This window comes from Streptomyces sp. NBC_01176, from assembly GCF_045039825.1.
Lineage (GTDB): Bacteria > Actinomycetota > Actinomycetes > Streptomycetales > Streptomycetaceae > Streptomyces.
This window is the reverse complement of record NZ_CP108600.1, coordinates 3,085,001-3,101,060: the sequence shown is the minus strand read 5'-3', so window position 1 is coordinate 3,101,060 and position 16,060 is coordinate 3,085,001. Positions and strand designations below refer to the sequence as shown.

Below are 16,060 nucleotides of genomic sequence, written 5' to 3'. Positions count from 1 at the left end.
GCGTAAGGTCCATGGTCGTGGATCTCTTGCGCCACCTGCGTCTGTTCGTCACCGTAGCCGAGGAACTGCACTTCAGCCGGGCCGCCGACCGGCTGGGCATGGCCCAGCCGCCGCTCAGTCAGGCGGTGCGCCGACTGGAGGGAGAGCTCGGCGCCGAGCTGTTCGACCGATCGCACCGCCGGATCCGGCTGACCGCCGCCGGGGCGCTGTTGCGGGACGAGGCGCGTGAACTCCTCGCCCGCGAGGACCGGTTGCGGATGCTGGCCCGGCGCGCGGGCGACGGTGGCCTGGGCACCCTGCGCGCGGGCGTGCCGCCCGACACCGCGGCCGCCGTGCTGACCGCGCTGCTCGCCGCCTGCGCCGAGCGTGCCCCGGGGCTCTGCGTCGACCTGCGGGAGGTCACCACCGGGGAACAGGTCGGGCTGCTCGCCTCCGGCGGACTCGACGTCGGACTCGTGCACCGCCCCGCCGACACCACCGGACTGCTGCTCGGTCCGGAGGTCGCGGTGGACCTCGGCGTCGTCCTGCCCCGCACCTCGCCGCTGGCCCGGCAACCGGAGGTGGCGCTCGGCGAGCTGTCCGGCCACGACCTGGTGCTCTTCCCGCGGGCCCACGCTCCGGACCGGTACGACCAGATCCTCGACGTCTGCCGCGCCGCGGGCTTCGTGCCGGGCCGGGTACGGCACGCCTCCAACTCCGAGTTTCTGCTGGCCCTGGTGACGGCCGGGCACGGCGTGGCCTTCGACCAGGGGCCGGTGGCCCGTAAAGAGCCGCGCGTCGCCTGGCGGCCCCTGGCGGGGCGCCCCCTCGCCCAGCGGCTGAGCGGCGCGTGGCCCGCCGGACGCACCGCCCACCCGGCCGCCCGGACCTTCGCGGAGCTCGCCGCCGAGGTGCTGGCCGCCGACCGCGCCGCGGCTCCCGACCGCACCGGCGAGGCCGGCCCCGCCGGTGGAACGCCCCGCCCGTGGTCGGTCGTGTACGGCTGAAGCCTGTCGTTCGAAGCCCGTCGTTCGGATCATGCGGCCGGTCGCCGCGGCCGGCGAGCGGTGCCGCACCCGGCTCCGACCGGGAACCGTTCCGGGCGGGCGCCCCGGATCGGCCTCAGTGCCGCGAGGGTGTGGTCCGCGCCGCATCCCGGCGGACACCAGGGCCCTCTCCCCGCGCGTCCGGCGTGGGCCCGCGGCCGGAGACTCCGGGGCCGGGACGACGTACTCCCGGCACCGCCTACCCTTGTCGCATGAGCAGCAACGACCGGAGCCACGCGGTGGACGTTCAGGATTCGAAGACCTACGAGGTGCGCACCTACGGGTGCCAGATGAACGTCCACGACTCCGAACGGCTCTCCGGGCTCCTCGAAGGCGCGGGCTACGTGCGGGCGCCCGAGGGGTCCGACGGCGACGCGGACGTCGTCGTCTTCAACACCTGCGCCGTGCGCGAGAACGCCGACAACCGGCTGTACGGCAACCTCGGCCGCCTCGCCCCGATGAAGACGAAGCGCCCCGGGATGCAGATCGCGGTCGGCGGCTGCCTGGCGCAGAAGGACCGCGACACCATCGTGAAGAGGGCGCCCTGGGTGGACGTCGTCTTCGGCACGCACAACATCGGCAAGCTGCCCGTCCTCCTGGAGCGCGCCCGCGTGCAGGAAGAGGCGCAGGTCGAGATCGCCGAGTCGCTCGAGGCGTTCCCCTCGACGCTGCCGACCCGCCGGGAGAGCGCGTACGCGGCCTGGGTGTCGATCTCCGTCGGCTGCAACAACACCTGCACGTTCTGCATCGTCCCGGCGCTCCGCGGCAAGGAGAAGGACCGCAGGACGGGCGACATCCTCGCCGAGATCGAGGCACTGGTCGGCGAGGGCGTCTCCGAGATCACGCTGCTCGGCCAGAACGTCAACGCGTACGGCAGTGACATCGGCGACCGGGAGGCCTTCAGCAAGCTGCTGCGCGCCTGCGGGCAGATCGAGGGCCTGGAGCGGGTCCGGTTCACCTCCCCGCACCCCCGCGACTTCACCGACGACGTGATCGCGGCCATGGCGGAGACGCCGAACGTGATGCCGCAGCTGCACATGCCGATGCAGTCCGGCTCGGACACCGTCCTGAAGGCGATGCGCCGCTCGTACCGCCAGGAGCGCTACCTGGGGATCATCGAGAAGGTGCGCGCCGCCATCCCGCACGCGGCGATCACCACCGACATCATCGTGGGCTTCCCCGGCGAGACCGAGGAGGACTTCGAGCAGACGATGCACGCCGTCCGCGAGGCGCGCTTCACGCAGGCCTTCACGTTCCAGTACTCCAAGCGCCCCGGCACCCCGGCGGCCACCATGGAGGGGCAGATCCCCAAGGAGGTCGTCCAGGCGCGCTACGAGCGTCTCGTCGCCCTCCAGGAGGAGATCTCCTGGGACGAGAACAAGAAGCAGGTCGGTCGCGTCCTGGAGCTGATGGTCGCCGAGGGCGAGGGCCGCAAGGACGGCGCCACGCACCGCCTGTCCGGCCGCGCCCCCGACAACCGCCTGGTCCACTTCACCAAGCCCGACCAGGACGTACGCCCCGGTGACGTCGTCACCGTCGAGATCACCTACGCCGCCCCGCACCATCTGCTGGCCGAGGGCGCCGTCCTGGACGTGCGCCGCACGCGCGCGGGGGACGCCTGGGAGAAGCGCAACGCGGCTCAGGCGGCGAAGCCGGCCGGCGTGATGCTGGGCCTGCCGAAGATCGGCGCCCCGGAGCCGCTGCCCGTCGTGACCGGCAGCGGCTGCGGCTGCGACTGACCCCGCTCGCGCGGCGAAGGGTTACGCTGCCGATCATGCTTGTAGCCGCCGCAGCCTGCCCCTGTCCGCCGCTGCTCGTGCCCGAGATCGCCGCCGGGGCGGCCCCCGAGCTGGCCGCCGCGCGCGACGCGTGCGCGGACGCGCTCGGCGTGCTCGCCGCCTCGCGGCCCGATCTGCTGGTCGTCGTGGGCCCCGCCGAGGACGGCGGCTCCTACCCCGAGGGGACACCGGGCTCGTTCCGCGGATTCGGCGTGGACCTCGGCGTACGCCTCGGGCCGGGCGGCACGCCTTCGGCGCCCTCGCAGCGGACGCTTCCGCCCTCGCTCGCCGTCGCCGCCTGGCTGCTGGAGCGCACGGACTGGTCCGACATCCCCGTGACAGGTCTCGCCGTGGCGGAGCCGCTCACGGCCGAGCGGTGCAGGAGCGCCGGCGCGGAGGCCGCGGGCCGGGCAGCGCGGGTGGCCCTCCTGGTGATGGGCGACGCCAGCGCGTGCCGGACGCTGAAGGCGCCCGGTTACCTCGACGAGCGCGCGGCGGGCTTCGACGCGGAGGTCGCCCGGGCGCTGGGGACGGCGGACGTGGCGGCCCTGCAGGCACTGGACGCCGGGCTCGCCCGCGAACTGAAGGCCTCCGGCCGCGCCCCCTGGCAGGTCCTCGCGGGCGCGGCCGAGGAGGCGGAGCTGGGCGGCGCCCTGCTGTACGAGGACGCGCCGTACGGGGTGGGATACGTGGTGGCGGCCTGGTCGTAGCGCCGCGCCGTACGGGGTGGGGTACGTGGTGGCGGCCTGGTCGTAGCGCCGCGCCGTACGGGGTGGGGTACGTGGTGGCGGCCTGGTCGTAGCGCCGCGATGCGCTGGTGGCCGCCTGGTCGTGGCGTTGCGCGGCGAGCCGCGCACCGGACACGGCGGACGGCCGGGAGCCCTGGGTGCTCCGCGGCCGTCCGTCGGTGTGTGCCGTTCAGAATGTCGGGGGCGATGGGGGCGCGTCCGGAGGGGGCATGGTGCCACCGTCCTTGTGCGCGAGTCGGTCCATGGCGCCCTTCGCCTTGCCCGTGCCCGTCTGGATCTTGTCGCTGTACTTGCCCTTGGTCTTCTCGTCGACCACCCTGGCGGCCTTGTCGAGGCCGTGGGTGACCTTGTCCCCGTGCTGCTGCGCGAGGTCCGAGACCTTGTCCTTGGCAGGCGCCAGCTTGGCTTTCAGATTGTCCAGGAGACTCATGGTCCACCTTCCCTCGCGGGACAGTTACTTACGGGCGCTCTCACCGGCCCCGTTGTCGGCCGCCTTCTCGGCGGTCTGCTGCTGAGGGATCTCGACGTCGTCGGAAGTCGACGCTCCCGCGGCCGCCGTCGCCGCGACCGCAGCCTCGGCCTTGCGGTCGCTCTCGCCCGCGTTCTCGCTCCCGGACGATCGCTTCGCCTCTTCCGTCACCGGCTCCGACGCGCCGCCGGCGCCGGTCGTGGCATCGGCACCGGTCGAGACATCGGCTTCGGTCGTCGTGACGTCGGCGTCAGTTCCGGCGTCGGCTCCGGCCGTCCGTGTGCCGGCAGGCACCTCGGCGGTCGACGCCTCCTCCGCAGCCTTCGACCTCCTGAGAAGTCGTGCAAAAACACCCATATCCACTCCATACGTTACTCGTGAGGACGAAATTCCGCGTCACCCGGTGCGTCCCATTGCGTCGCCCGGGGCGCCGGTCCTCGAAAACCGGCGGCCGGAACCTCGCAACAGGCAACGACCCCGAACCTGTGGCGTCACGCGGCGCGTCGGAGGTGGGCCCCCGGGTTTGCGAGACTGGGGCGGTGAGCAGCGCACCCCCCGCCCCCCGAGTCATCGCCGTCGTCGGACCGACCGCGGCAGGAAAGTCCGATCTGGGCGTTTTCCTCGCCCGCCGTCTCGGAGGCGAGGTCGTCAACGCCGACTCCATGCAGTTGTACCGAGGGATGGACATCGGCACCGCCAAGCTGACGTCCGAGGAGCGGGCCGGGATTCCGCACCACCTGCTGGACATCTGGGACGTGACCGTCACGGCCAGTGTCGCGGAGTACCAGCGGCTCGCCCGCGCCCGCATCGACGCCCTGCTCGCGGAGGGCCGCTGGCCGGTCCTGGTGGGCGGCTCCGGGCTCTATGTGCGCGGCGCCGTCGACAACCTGGAGTTCCCCGGCACCGACCCCGAGGTGCGCGCCCGACTGGAGGAGGAGCTCGGGCTGCGCGGCTCGGGCGCGCTGCACGCGCGTCTGGCCATGGCCGACCCCGGGGCGGCCCAGGCGATCCTGCCGAGCAACGGCCGCCGTATCGTGCGGGCGCTGGAGGTCATCGAGATCACCGGCAAGCCCTTCACGGCCAACCTCCCCGGCCATGACTCGGTGTACGACACCCTCCAGATCGGTGTCGACGTGACGCGTCCCGAGCTCGACGAGCGGATCGCGCGCCGTGTCGACCGGATGTGGGAGGCCGGGCTCGTCGACGAGGTGCGGGAGCTGGAGGCGCGCGGTCTGCGCGAGGGGCGCACGGCGTCGCGCGCGCTCGGGTACCAGCAGGTGCTCGCGGCGCTCGCCGGGGAGTGCACCGACGCCGAGGCGCGCGCCGAGACCGTGCGCGCCACCAAACGCTTCGCGCGACGCCAGGATTCGTGGTTCCGGCGCGATCCCCGGGTGCACTGGCTGAGCGGCGCCGCGGCGGACCTCACAGAACTTCCACAACTCGCGCTGGCGTTGGTCGAACGACCGGTCACAGCCTGATCACGTCATGGCATCGGGACGCTCCGGCCGCCATCGGGGCCTCCGGCGCCGTGCCATCATCGAGCTTCGATCGACCAAGTGGAGTCCGAGTTGGGAGGGCGCGTGGCGATGGAGGCCGGCCCTCGCAACACCGCACAGGACGCGGAGCAGGACACCGCGCAGGAGCAGCCGCGACCGCAGGGCCCCGACGGCGACGGAGCAGGCCTCGACGGCGACCGGATGGGCCACGACGAGCGGCCCGGCTCCGACGGCGATCCGCTGATCTCCGACGGACCCGATGAGCCTCCCGGCGGTGTCACCGCCGACGGGCCGGGGCCGGACGAGATGTCCCCGGGACCCGAGGTCGAGGTCGAGCTGCGTCCGCAGCGCCGGCTGCGCATCTGGCAGCTCGCGCCGATCGTCGTCCTGGCCGCGACGGGCTCGCTGATGTTCGCCTTCCCGCTGGCCTTCGAGTTCGGCGACGGCGGTGCCGTGGTCGCCATGCTCGGCCTGCTGATCTGCCTGTGCGCCGCCGGCTGGGGCATGATGGCCGCCCGCCGCGTGGGCTACGCCCTGCCGGGTTTCCCCGCGCGCGGCTCCGGCCGCCGCCTGGACTGGCGCGTCGTGCTCGCGTACGTCGTGGTGGTCGCCGCGGTGGCGGTGCTCGCCGTGGGACGCGTGGCCCGACTGCGCTGAGCCGCCGGGGCGGGCACCCGTCGCGGAGGGCGTGCCGGACCGGCTCCGCCCGACCCCGTACGATCGAGGAATGAGCACGCGGATCGCCTTCCTCAAGGGCCACGGGACCGAGAACGACTTCGTGATCGTCCCCGACCCGGAGAACGCCGTTGACCTGTCCCCGGCCGCCGTGGCCGCCCTGTGCGACCGCCGCGCGGGCATCGGCGGCGACGGTCTGCTGCACGTCGTCCGGTCCGCCGCGCACCCCGAGGCCGCGGAGATGGCGGCCGAGGCGGAGTGGTTCATGGACTACCGCAACGGCGACGGCTCGGTCGCGGAGATGTGCGGCAACGGAGTGCGGGTGTTCGCGCATTACCTCCAGCGGGCCGGACATGTGGCCGAAGGGGACATCACGATCGCCACGCGCGCAGGCGTGAAGAGCGTGCACCTCGCCAAGAACGGGGACGTCACCGTCGGCATGGGCAAGGCGGTCCTGCCGGAAGGGGACGTCACCGTGAGCGTCGACGGGCACAGCTGGCCCGCCCGCAACGTGAACATGGGCAACCCGCACGCCGTCGCCTTCGTGGACCACCTCGGCCAGGCGGGCAACCTGTTCACGCCGCCCCCCGTCACGCCCGCGTCGGCCTACCCGGACGGGGTGAACGTCGAGTTCGTGGTCGACCGGGGCCCGCGCCACGTCGCCCTGCGGGTCCATGAGCGCGGCTCCGGAGAGACCCGTTCGTGCGGCACGGGCGCCTGCGCGGTGGCCGTCGCCACGGCCCGCCGAGACGGCGCCGACCCGGCCGTCACCGGGACTCCGGTGACGTACACCGTCGACGTGCCCGGCGGACGCCTGGTGATCACCGAGCACCCGGACGGCGCGATCGAGATGACCGGCCCCGCGGTGATCGTCGCCGAGGGCGACCTCGACGCGGAGTGGCTGGCCGCCGTCCGGCTCTGAGCGGACGCCCCGCCGCGGGAGCTGCCGCACGTCTGCGGAACGTCTCCGCTGTTGTCCGACGCGGCGTCAGAGGCCCCTGCCCGGTGCGCTGTCACAAGGCCTGGTCGGGCGCGGTGTCACCCGCCCCCGCCCGGTCCGGTGCCGCGACCTCCGGCCCCTCCCGGAACCTCGAAACCGCAAACCCCTGAACCTTCGCTCGAATGGGTGATCCGTTTCACGCTCGGCGAGAGGTGGTCAGCCGGGCGTGGTGGGCTCGGTAGCATCAAGCACCGGCCCGGACGGGGGATCGACGCCAACCCCTGAGCCGTGTACGCCATGGGCACCCCGTCCGCCGGTCTACGCAGCCGGAGGTGCCCATGAGTGCGGAGGCGACGAATCCCGCGACGCCAGGCCCTGCAACGCCCTCCCCCCAGCGCTCGGTTCCGCAGGAGCAGGGGGGATCGCCGGCGCGCAGGAAGGGCCGCCCCCGGATCGACCTGCGCCGCCTCGGCCGGGCCGCGTTGCTCGGCCCGACCGCCCGTGACCGGCTGCCCGACGCGATCGGCCACGTCGCCGAGGCCCACCGCGCCCACCACCCCGACGCGGACATGGAACCCCTGCGCCGGGCGTACGTGCTGGCGGAGTCCTCGCACCGGGGCCAGATGCGCAAGAGCGGCGAGCCGTACATCACCCACCCGCTCGCGGTGACCCTGATTCTCGCCGAACTCGGCGCGGAGACAACGACGTTGACCGCCTCCCTGCTCCACGACACCGTCGAGGACACGGAAGTGACGCTCGATCAGGTCCGTTCCGAGTTCGGTGACGAGGTCTGCTATCTCGTCGACGGCGTCACCAAGTTGGAGAAGGTCGACTACGGAGCCGCCGCCGAACCCGAGACCTTCCGCAAGATGCTCGTCGCGACCGGCAACGACGTCCGCGTGATGTCGATCAAACTCGCCGACCGGCTGCACAACATGCGGACCCTCGGGGTGATGCGCCCCGAGAAACAGGCCCGGATCGCCAAGGTGACCAGGGACGTCCTGATCCCGCTCGCCGAACGCCTCGGCGTCCAGGCGCTGAAGACCGAACTCGAGGACCTCGTCTTCGCGATCCTGCACCCCGAGGAGTACGAGCACACCAGGGAGCTGATCGTCGACAACGCGTCGCGCGCCGGCGACCCGCTCGCGGAGATCGCCGAAGAGGTGCGCGCTGTCCTGCGCGACGCCGGGATCCAGGCCGAAGTCCTCATCCGCCCACGCCACTTCGTCTCCGTGCACCGCGTGTCCCGCAAGCGCGGGCCCATGCGCGGCGCGGACTTCGGACGGCTCCTCGTGCTCGTGAACGAGGACGCCGACTGCTACGGCGTCCTCGGCGAACTGCACACCTGCCTCACGCCCGTGGTGTCGGAGTTCAAGGACTTCATCGCGGTCCCCAAGTTCAACCTGTACCAGTCGCTGCACACGGCCGTGGCGAGCGGCGACGGCCAGGTGGCCGAAGTCCTCATCCGTACCCACCAGATGCACAAGGTCGCCGAGGCCGGCGTCATCGCCCTCGGCAACCCCTACACCGCTCCCGCGGAGGAACAGCCGGACGGCGACGGCGAACGGGCGGCGGACGGTGAGCGGGTCGACCCCACCCGCCCCGGCTGGCTCTCCCGGCTCCTCGACTGGCAGCAGGGCGCCCCGGACCCGGACACGTTCTGGTCCACCCTGCGCGAGGACCTCGCCCAGGACCGAGAGATCACCGTCTTCCGCGCCGACGGCGGCTCGTTGGGCCTGCCCGAGGGCGCCAGTTGCGTGGACGCCGCGTACGCGCAGTACGGCGAGGACGCGCACGCCTGTATCGGCGCCCGCGTCAACGGGCGGCTCGCGACGCTGAGCACGGTGCTGAAGGACGGCGACACCGTGCAGCTCCTCATGGGGCAGGACCCGGCCTCGGAACCCTCCAGGGAGTGGCTGGAGCACGCCCAGACACCCGCCGCACGGATCGCCATCCAGCGCTGGCTCGCCGCGCATCCCTCGCCCCGCGACGCGGCGCCCCCCGAGGAGCCCGCCGCGGCTCCCAGGCCGGCCGCCGAGGCACCCGCGGCCCGCCCCGCCGCGAACGCCGTCGTCGAACAGCCGGGCGCCTCCGTGCGCCTCGCGGGCTGCTGCACCCCCGTGCCGCCCGACCGCGTGACCGGCTTCGCCGTACGCGGGGGAGTGGTGACGGTGCACCGCGTCGAGTGCGCCGGCGTGGCACGTATGAAGGGCGCGGGGCGCGCGGAGGTCGAAGTGAGCTGGGGCGACACCACCGAGTGCCGCGTCACGCTGGTCGCCGAGTCCTTCGGGCGTCCCCATCTGCTCGCCGATCTCACCGAAGCCATCGCCCTGGAGGGCGCCGCCATCGTCTCCGCGACCGTCGAACCCCCCAGCCAGCAGCGCGTACGCCACACCTACACCCTCCAACTCCCGGACGCGGCCCACCTCCCCGGACTGATGCGGGCGATGCGGAACGTGCCGGGCGTGTACGACGTGAGCAGGGCACAGCACGCCGCGGCCGCCGCGCAGTAGCACACGTTCGGGTGGGCCCGGAGCGCGTCGCCACCGCGGGAGGGACGACCGCTGGTAGCGGTGGTCCATGCTGCTCACCCCCCGTCCCAGCACCGACCGCACCGGCACGTCGGGCACCCCTGGCGCCACGACACCGGACTCCACCGCCCCCGCCACCACGCCACCCGGCCCCCGGAACCGCCGCGTCCGGGCGGCGCTGCTCGCCTCCGCCGTCTCCGTCTGCCTCGTCGCCGCGAGTGCCCCGTCCCCGGCGACGCCCCTGGGCATCGGCGACCGTCTCTTCCCGCACCTGGGCAATCCCGGGTACGACGTCAAGTCGTACGACCTCTCCTTCGCCTACACCGGCAAGAACACCGAACCGCTGGCCGCCGTCACCACGATCGACGCCGTGACGTCGCGCCGCCTCGATCGCGTCAACCTCGACTACGCGCACGGCACGGTGGGATCGGTCGAGGTCAACGGGTCACCGGCCGCGTTCACGAGCGCCGGGGACGACCTGGTGGTGACCCCCGCGCAACCGGTGCCCGCCGGCGGCTGGATGCGGATCACCGTGCGGCACCACAGCGATCCGGCGGCCGGCGGCGACCAGGACGGCGGCTGGGTGCGGACCAAGGACGGGCTCGCCATGGCCAACCAGGCCGACGCGGGCCACCTCGTCTTCCCGTGCAACGACCACCCCTCCGACAAGGCGATGTTCACCATCCACGTCACCGCGCCCGAGGGATACACGGCCGTGGCCAACGGTCTGCCCACCGGAGCGGTCCGCGCCCCCGGGGGCACCACCTGGACGTACCGCACGAAGCACCCCATGGCCACCGAGCTGACCCAGGTCTCCATCGGCCGCTCGACCGTCCTGCACCGCACCGGCCCGCACGGACTGCCGGTCCGCGACGTCGTGCCCACCAAGGACCGCGAGCGGCTCGAACCGTGGCTCAGGAAGACCCCCGATCAGATCGCCTGGATGGAGCGCAAGGTCGGCCGGTACCCCTTCGAGACCTACGGCCTGCTGATGGCCCAGGCGCGCACCGGCTTCGAACTCGAGACACAGACGCTCTCCCTCTTCGAGCGGGAGCTCTTCACCCAGCCCGCCTACCCCAAGTGGTACGTCGAGTCGATCATGGTGCACGAGCTGTCGCACCAGTGGTTCGGCGACAGCGTCACTCCGCGTGACTGGTCCGACCTGTGGCTCAACGAAGGACACGCCACCTGGTACGAGGCCCTGTACGCGCAGGAGAAGGGAAAGAAGCCCATGGAGGCCCGGATGAAGGCGGCCTACCGTGCGTCCGACACCTGGCGGGCCGCCGGCGGTCCGCCCGCGGCACCGAAGGGGCCCAGGCCGGGCCAGAAGATCAGCATCTTCCGGCCGAACGTCTACGACGGCGCCGCGCTCGCCCTGTACGCGCTGCGCCAGGAGATCGGACGGCCCGCCTTCGAACGGCTGGAGCGGGCCTGGGTGGCCGTCCACCGGGACGGCACGGCCTCGACCGCGGACTTCGAGCGGCTCGCCTCCAGCATCGGCAACCGCGATCTGAGCGGGTTCTTCCAGGCATGGCTGTACGGGAAGAGGACACCCCCGATGCCCGGGCACCCGGACTGGAGGAGCGACGCCCCGAAGGCACACAAGGGCACTCGGTAACTCGCATGACGAGACGGGCCGTGCCGTGCGACCATCTCCAGGTCGGCGGCGCGGCCCCCGCGGGGGTCCGGCCCGGTGGAATCCGGGAATCTCCCAGTGGTCCCGGACGTTGTTCCCACAGACGGGCGCGATCCGTCGCCGAACCGGTGTCGCCAGTGACGCACCGGTGCACCCATCGACGTAAGGATCCAATGACCTCCTCTTCTTCCCCTTCCCAGGACGCGCAGAGCCTCGCGCAGAACTACCCCGAAGGTCTTCGGGCCGATGCCCTGATGGAAGAGGACGTCGCCTGGAGCCACGAGATCGACGGAGAGCGGGACGGCGACCAGTTCGACCGCTCCGAGCGCGCGGCCCTGCGCCGCGTCGCCGGCCTCTCCACCGAACTCGAGGACGTCACCGAGGTCGAGTACCGGCAGCTCCGTCTGGAGCGCGTCGTCCTCGTCGGTGTCTGGACCTCGGGAACCATCCAGGACGCGGACAACTCGCTCGCCGAGCTGGCCGCCCTGGCGGAGACCGCGGGCGCGCTCGTGCTCGACGGTGTCGTGCAGCGCCGCGACAAGCCCGACGCGGCCACGTACATCGGATCCGGCAAGGCCAACGAACTGCGGGACATCGTCCTGGAGACCGGCGCCGACACCGTGATCTGTGACGGTGAGCTGAGCCCCGGCCAGCTGATCCACCTCGAGGACGTCGTCAAGGTCAAGGTCATCGACCGGACGGCCCTGATCCTCGACATCTTCGCCCAGCACGCCAAGTCCCGGGAGGGCAAGGCGCAGGTCGCGCTCGCGCAGATGCAGTACATGCTGCCGAGGCTGCGCGGCTGGGGTCAGTCGCTGTCCCGTCAGATGGGCGGCGGCAAGGGCGGCGGCCTCGCCACCCGTGGTCCCGGTGAGACCAAGATCGAGACGGACCGGCGCCGTATCCGCGAGAAGATGGCGAAGATGCGCCGGGAGATCGCGGAAATGAAGACCGGCCGCGAGATCAAGCGCCAGGAGCGGCGCAGGAACAGGGTGCCCTCGGTCGCCATCGCCGGTTACACCAACGCCGGCAAGTCGTCCCTGCTCAACCGCCTGACCGGCGCGGGCGTCCTGGTCCAGAACGAGCTGTTCGCCACCCTGGACCCGACCGTGCGCCGCGCCGAGACGCCCAGCGGGCGGATCTACACGCTCGCGGACACCGTCGGCTTCGTACGGCATCTGCCGCACCATCTCGTCGAGGCGTTCCGTTCCACGATGGAGGAGGTCGGCGACTCCGACCTCATCCTGCACGTGGTCGACGGATCGCACCCGGCGCCGGAGGAGCAGCTGGCCGCCGTCCGCGAGGTCATCCGTGACGTCGGCGCCACCGGCGTCCCCGAGATCGTGGTGATCAACAAGGCGGACGCGGCCGACCCGCTGGTCCTCCAGCGCCTGATGCGGAACGAGACGCGCTCCATCGCGGTCTCCGCCCGCACCGGCCTGAACATCGACGAGCTGCTCGCGCTCATCGACAACGAGCTGCCGCGCCCCTCGGTCGAGATCGAGGCGCTCGTGCCCTACACGCACGGCAGACTGGTCGCGCGTGCCCACTCCGAGGGCGAGGTGATCTCCGAGGAGCACACCCCGGAGGGCACCCTGCTCAAGGTGCGGGTCCACGAGGAACTGGCGTCGGACCTCGCGCCGTACGTTCCGGCGCCGGCGCTCTAGGTCCACCGAGTTCCCGGGTCCCGGGCCCGGACCCACGAAGGCCCGCCCCCTCACGCAGGGGGCGGGCCTTCGTACATGCGTCCAGCCGCGGCATGGGCCCGGGCGGTGCCGGCCGCCCTACGTCCCGCTCACGCCCGTCGCGTCACCGCCCCGCGAACTTCTTGCTCACCGAGTCGTACACACCCTTGGCCACATCGCCCAGGTGCGGGCCCGCCAGCCAGCCCGCGCTGACCGGGCCGATCGAGGTGTTGGACACCAGCGCCGGCTTGCCGTCCGAACCGGCCGCCACCCAGCCGCCGCCGGAGGAGCCGCCCGTCATGGTGCAGCCGATGCGGTACATCGTCGGGTCCGCCTGGGCGATCGAGAGCCGGCCGGGCCGGTCCGTGCACTGGTACAGCCGCTGGCCGTCGAACGGCGCCGCCGCCGGATAGCCCGTCGCCGTGATGCTCGCGACCTTCGGTACGGCCGGAGCGTCGAAGTCCACCGGGAGCGCGGCGCCGACCGTCTCCTCCAGGGACTTGCCGTCGCCGCCCTTCTCGGGCGTCACGTGCAGCACCGCGTAGTCGTACGACGCGCCCTGACCGCCCGTGGGACCGCCCTGCTCGATCCACTGGTCCGAGGTCTGCGCCCAGTCGCTCCACCAGACACCGTACGGAGCGACCTCCGTCCGGTCGGCGTTCTGCAGCTCGGCGGACGTCTTGCCGGCGCTGTTGTACGAGGGCACGAAGGCGATGTTGCGGTACCAGCCGCCCTTCTTGCCGGCGTGCACGCAGTGGCCCGCGGTCCACACGAGGTTCGACTTGCCCGGGTGCGCGGGGTCCTCGACCACGGTCGCCGAGCAGACCATCGTGCCCTCGGGGGAGTCGAAGAACACCTTCCCCGCCTCGGGCACGCTGTCGTGGTACGCGGGGCTCACGGCCTTCGCGGCCACCGGGGCCGGGGTCGGATCGGTGACGCCCTGGTCACCGGAGAGGTCGTTCTCGTCGACGCCCTTGTTCTTGTCCGGGTCGTCGGCGCCGCGCATCCGGTCCGGGTTCCACAGCCCCTTGATGATGGGGTTGACGAAGTCGTTCGCCTCGCGCAGCCAGTCGTCCCGGTTCCAGTTCTTCCAGGCGCCGCCCTTCCACTTGTCGATGTCGATCCCGTGCTCCTTGAGCTTGTTCCTGATGTCGTCCGGGATCTTGATCTTGTCGTCGCCGTTCTGGGACGCCGACGTGCTGGGCCGGTCGCTCGCCGTGCTGCTGCCCGAGTCGCAGGCGGTGGCGGTCAGCGCCAGGGTCGCGGCCAGGCCGACCGCGGCCAGCACGGGGGAGGTGGTGCGGCGCGCGCTCCTCCCTCGACGGGCGGTGAAGGGCGGGCGTATGGATGGCATGGTGTAACTCCCCCTGGGCGTAAGAGAACTTGTCAGGAACCGCCGGTCCGGAACCGCCGGCACGGGACCGCGGGCGCCGATCGACCGGCCGGAACCGGCGATCGACCGGTATCGCTGAACGGCACCACACACTATGCGCTCGCTGTGGGGGACATCCCACGGAACGGCAACGGTTCCGTCACGGCAAGGATCTTCGGCTCACCCGCTTCCCCACGCCGGTCACGTCGTTGGTACGTACGGGGGGCCTGCACCATGCGTTCAGAGCCCCCCGCCAACTCGCCTCTGCACAGCGGGAGGACCTGAAGTCGTGGCGGTGACCGATTCTGCGGTGGTGCCGGTGGGGCGCGAGCCCGAAGAGACACGGGAGGGCTCGCCGGGCGCCTCCGAGGGGGCGCGCGCGGCGCACGAGGGGATTCTGCGGCGCCAGTCGGCGCGCGAATCGGCGGCGCGTACCTACGCGCGCGCCCTGCCGATCGTTCCCGTACGGGCGCGCGGGCTGACCATCGAGGGCGCGGACGGGCGCCGTTACCTCGACTGTCTCTCCGGGGCCGGGACCCTGGCCCTCGGTCACAACCACCCGGTCGTCCTGGAGGCGATCAGGAAAGTCCTCGACTCCGGGGCGCCGTTGCACGTCCTCGACCTCGCCACACCCGTCAAGGACGCCTTCACCACCGAGCTGTTCCGCACCCTGCCCCCGGAGTTCGCCGCACGCGCGCGGGTGCAGTTCTGCGGACCGGCCGGGACCGACGCCGTCGAGGCCGCGTTCAAACTGGTGCGCGCGGCCACCGGACGCGCCGGGCTGCTCGCGTTCACCGGCGCCTATCACGGGATGACCGCCGGAGCGCTCGAAGCGTCCGGCGGCGCGAGCGACGTCCGGGTCGCCCGCCTGCCCTACCCCCAGGACTACCGCTGCCCCTTCGGCATCGGCGGCGAGCGCGGCGCGGAACTCGCCGCGCGCTGGACCGAGTCCGTGCTCGACGACACCAAGTCGGGCGTGCCGCTCCCCGCCGGGATGATCCTCGAACCCGTCCAGGGCGAGGGCGGGGTGATTCCCGCTCCGGACGCCTGGATGCGGCGGATGCGCGAGATCACGGCGGCCCGGTCCATCCCGCTGATCGCGGACGAGGTCCAGACGGGAGTGGGCCGCACCGGCACCTTCTGGGCGGTGGAGCACAGCGGGATCACCCCGGACGTGATGGTCCTGTCCAAGGCCATCGGCGGCAGCCTGCCGCTCGCCGTCGTCGTGTACCGCGACGACCTCGACGTCTGGCAGCCGGGCGCCCACGCCGGCACCTTCCGCGGCAACCAACTCGCCATGGCGGCGGGCACGGCGACCCTCGCGTACGTCCGCGAGAACCGACTCGCGGAGCGCGCCGCGACCCTGGGCACCCGCATGATCGCCGAACTCCGCCGACTCGCCGGGGAGTTCTCCTGCATCGGCGACGTACGGGGCCGCGGGCTCATGATCGGTGTCGAGCTCGTGCACCCCGAGACGCCCTCCGACCCCGCCGCCGACCGACCCCGGCCCGCCGCCCCGGAACTCGCCGCCGCCGTGCAGCGCGCGTGCCTGCGCCGCGGCCTGATCGTCGAACTGGGCGGTCGGCACGCCAGCGTCGTGCGGCTTCTGCCACCCCTGACGATCACCGACGAACAGGCGGCCGCGGTACTCGACCGGCTGGCGGACGCGGTGGGCGCGGTGGCGCGCGGGGGATCGGGCTGAGG

At 72.6% G+C, this 16,060-nt stretch carries 13 protein-coding genes; 10 read left to right on the top strand and 3 right to left on the bottom strand.

All coding sequences use genetic code 11. From position 1 onward, the window contains the following. Positions 1–26: 26 nt before the first annotated feature. The 3 genes from OG199_RS13100 (at position 27) to OG199_RS13090 (ending at position 3,513) form a co-directional block, all read left to right on the top strand. Positions 27–986 (top strand): LysR family transcriptional regulator, encoded by a 960-nt coding sequence (locus OG199_RS13100; RefSeq protein WP_405834523.1) that lies wholly within the window; start codon positions 27–29, stop codon positions 984–986. A gap of 251 nt (positions 987–1,237) precedes the next feature. Beyond that, positions 1,238–2,764, top strand: coding sequence for a tRNA (N6-isopentenyl adenosine(37)-C2)-methylthiotransferase MiaB (gene miaB / locus OG199_RS13095; RefSeq protein ID WP_356808125.1), 1,527 nt, complete (start codon positions 1,238–1,240; stop codon positions 2,762–2,764). 35 nt (positions 2,765–2,799) lie between these two features. Beyond that, a complete protein-coding gene (locus OG199_RS13090) occupies positions 2,800–3,513 on the top strand; it encodes a class III extradiol dioxygenase subunit B-like domain-containing protein (RefSeq protein ID WP_405829613.1) in 714 nt (237 codons plus the stop codon). 208 nt (positions 3,514–3,721) lie between these two features. Here OG199_RS13090 and OG199_RS13085 read toward each other — a convergent pair whose 3' ends face one another. After that, positions 3,722–3,982, bottom strand: a complete 261-nt coding sequence (locus OG199_RS13085; RefSeq protein ID WP_356808121.1) for an antitoxin — start codon at positions 3,980–3,982, stop codon at positions 3,722–3,724. A gap of 24 nt (positions 3,983–4,006) precedes the next feature. Then, positions 4,007–4,378 carry a hypothetical protein gene (locus tag OG199_RS13080; RefSeq protein WP_405829612.1) on the bottom strand — a complete coding sequence of 124 codons (372 nt, stop codon included), beginning with the start codon at positions 4,376–4,378 and terminating at the stop codon, positions 4,007–4,009. Positions 4,379–4,560: 182 nt separating this feature from the next. Here OG199_RS13080 and miaA point away from each other — a divergent pair, with 182 nt between their 5' ends. The 6 genes from miaA (at position 4,561) to hflX (ending at position 12,966) form a co-directional block, all read left to right on the top strand. Beyond that, complete coding sequence (gene miaA, locus OG199_RS13075) at positions 4,561–5,499, top strand: tRNA (adenosine(37)-N6)-dimethylallyltransferase MiaA (RefSeq protein ID WP_356808117.1); 939 nt, start codon at positions 4,561–4,563, stop codon at positions 5,497–5,499. 108 nt (positions 5,500–5,607) lie between these two features. Next, positions 5,608–6,174, top strand: coding sequence for a hypothetical protein (locus OG199_RS13070; RefSeq protein ID WP_405834521.1), 567 nt, complete (start codon positions 5,608–5,610; stop codon positions 6,172–6,174). A gap of 70 nt (positions 6,175–6,244) precedes the next feature. Beyond that, on the top strand, positions 6,245–7,114 hold the full coding sequence (dapF, locus tag OG199_RS13065) for a diaminopimelate epimerase (RefSeq protein WP_356808115.1): 870 nt from the start codon (positions 6,245–6,247) through the stop codon (positions 7,112–7,114). A gap of 356 nt (positions 7,115–7,470) precedes the next feature. Beyond that, positions 7,471–9,645: a RelA/SpoT family protein gene (locus OG199_RS13060; protein ID WP_401801569.1), complete on the top strand. Its 2,175-nt coding sequence runs from the start codon at positions 7,471–7,473 to the stop codon at positions 9,643–9,645. 67 nt (positions 9,646–9,712) lie between these two features. Then, the gene (locus OG199_RS13055; RefSeq protein WP_405829610.1) at positions 9,713–11,281 is read left to right on the top strand and encodes a M1 family metallopeptidase; all 1,569 of its coding nucleotides are present in this window, start codon (positions 9,713–9,715) and stop codon (positions 11,279–11,281) included. Positions 11,282–11,472: 191 nt separating this feature from the next. Continuing rightward, entirely contained in the window at positions 11,473–12,966 is a 1,494-nt protein-coding gene (gene hflX / locus OG199_RS13050; RefSeq protein WP_266702036.1) for a GTPase HflX, read from the top strand. Positions 12,967–13,108: 142 nt separating this feature from the next. On the opposite strand, the gene OG199_RS13045 is transcribed toward hflX, so the two are convergent. Beyond that, entirely contained in the window at positions 13,109–14,338 is a 1,230-nt protein-coding gene (locus OG199_RS13045) for a hypothetical protein (RefSeq protein ID WP_356805112.1), read from the bottom strand. 307 nt (positions 14,339–14,645) lie between these two features. On the opposite strand from OG199_RS13045, the gene OG199_RS13040 reads away from it, so the two are divergent. Continuing rightward, on the top strand, positions 14,646–16,058 hold the full coding sequence (locus tag OG199_RS13040; RefSeq protein WP_405829608.1) for a diaminobutyrate--2-oxoglutarate transaminase family protein: 1,413 nt from the start codon (positions 14,646–14,648) through the stop codon (positions 16,056–16,058). Positions 16,059–16,060 lie beyond the last annotated feature (2 nt).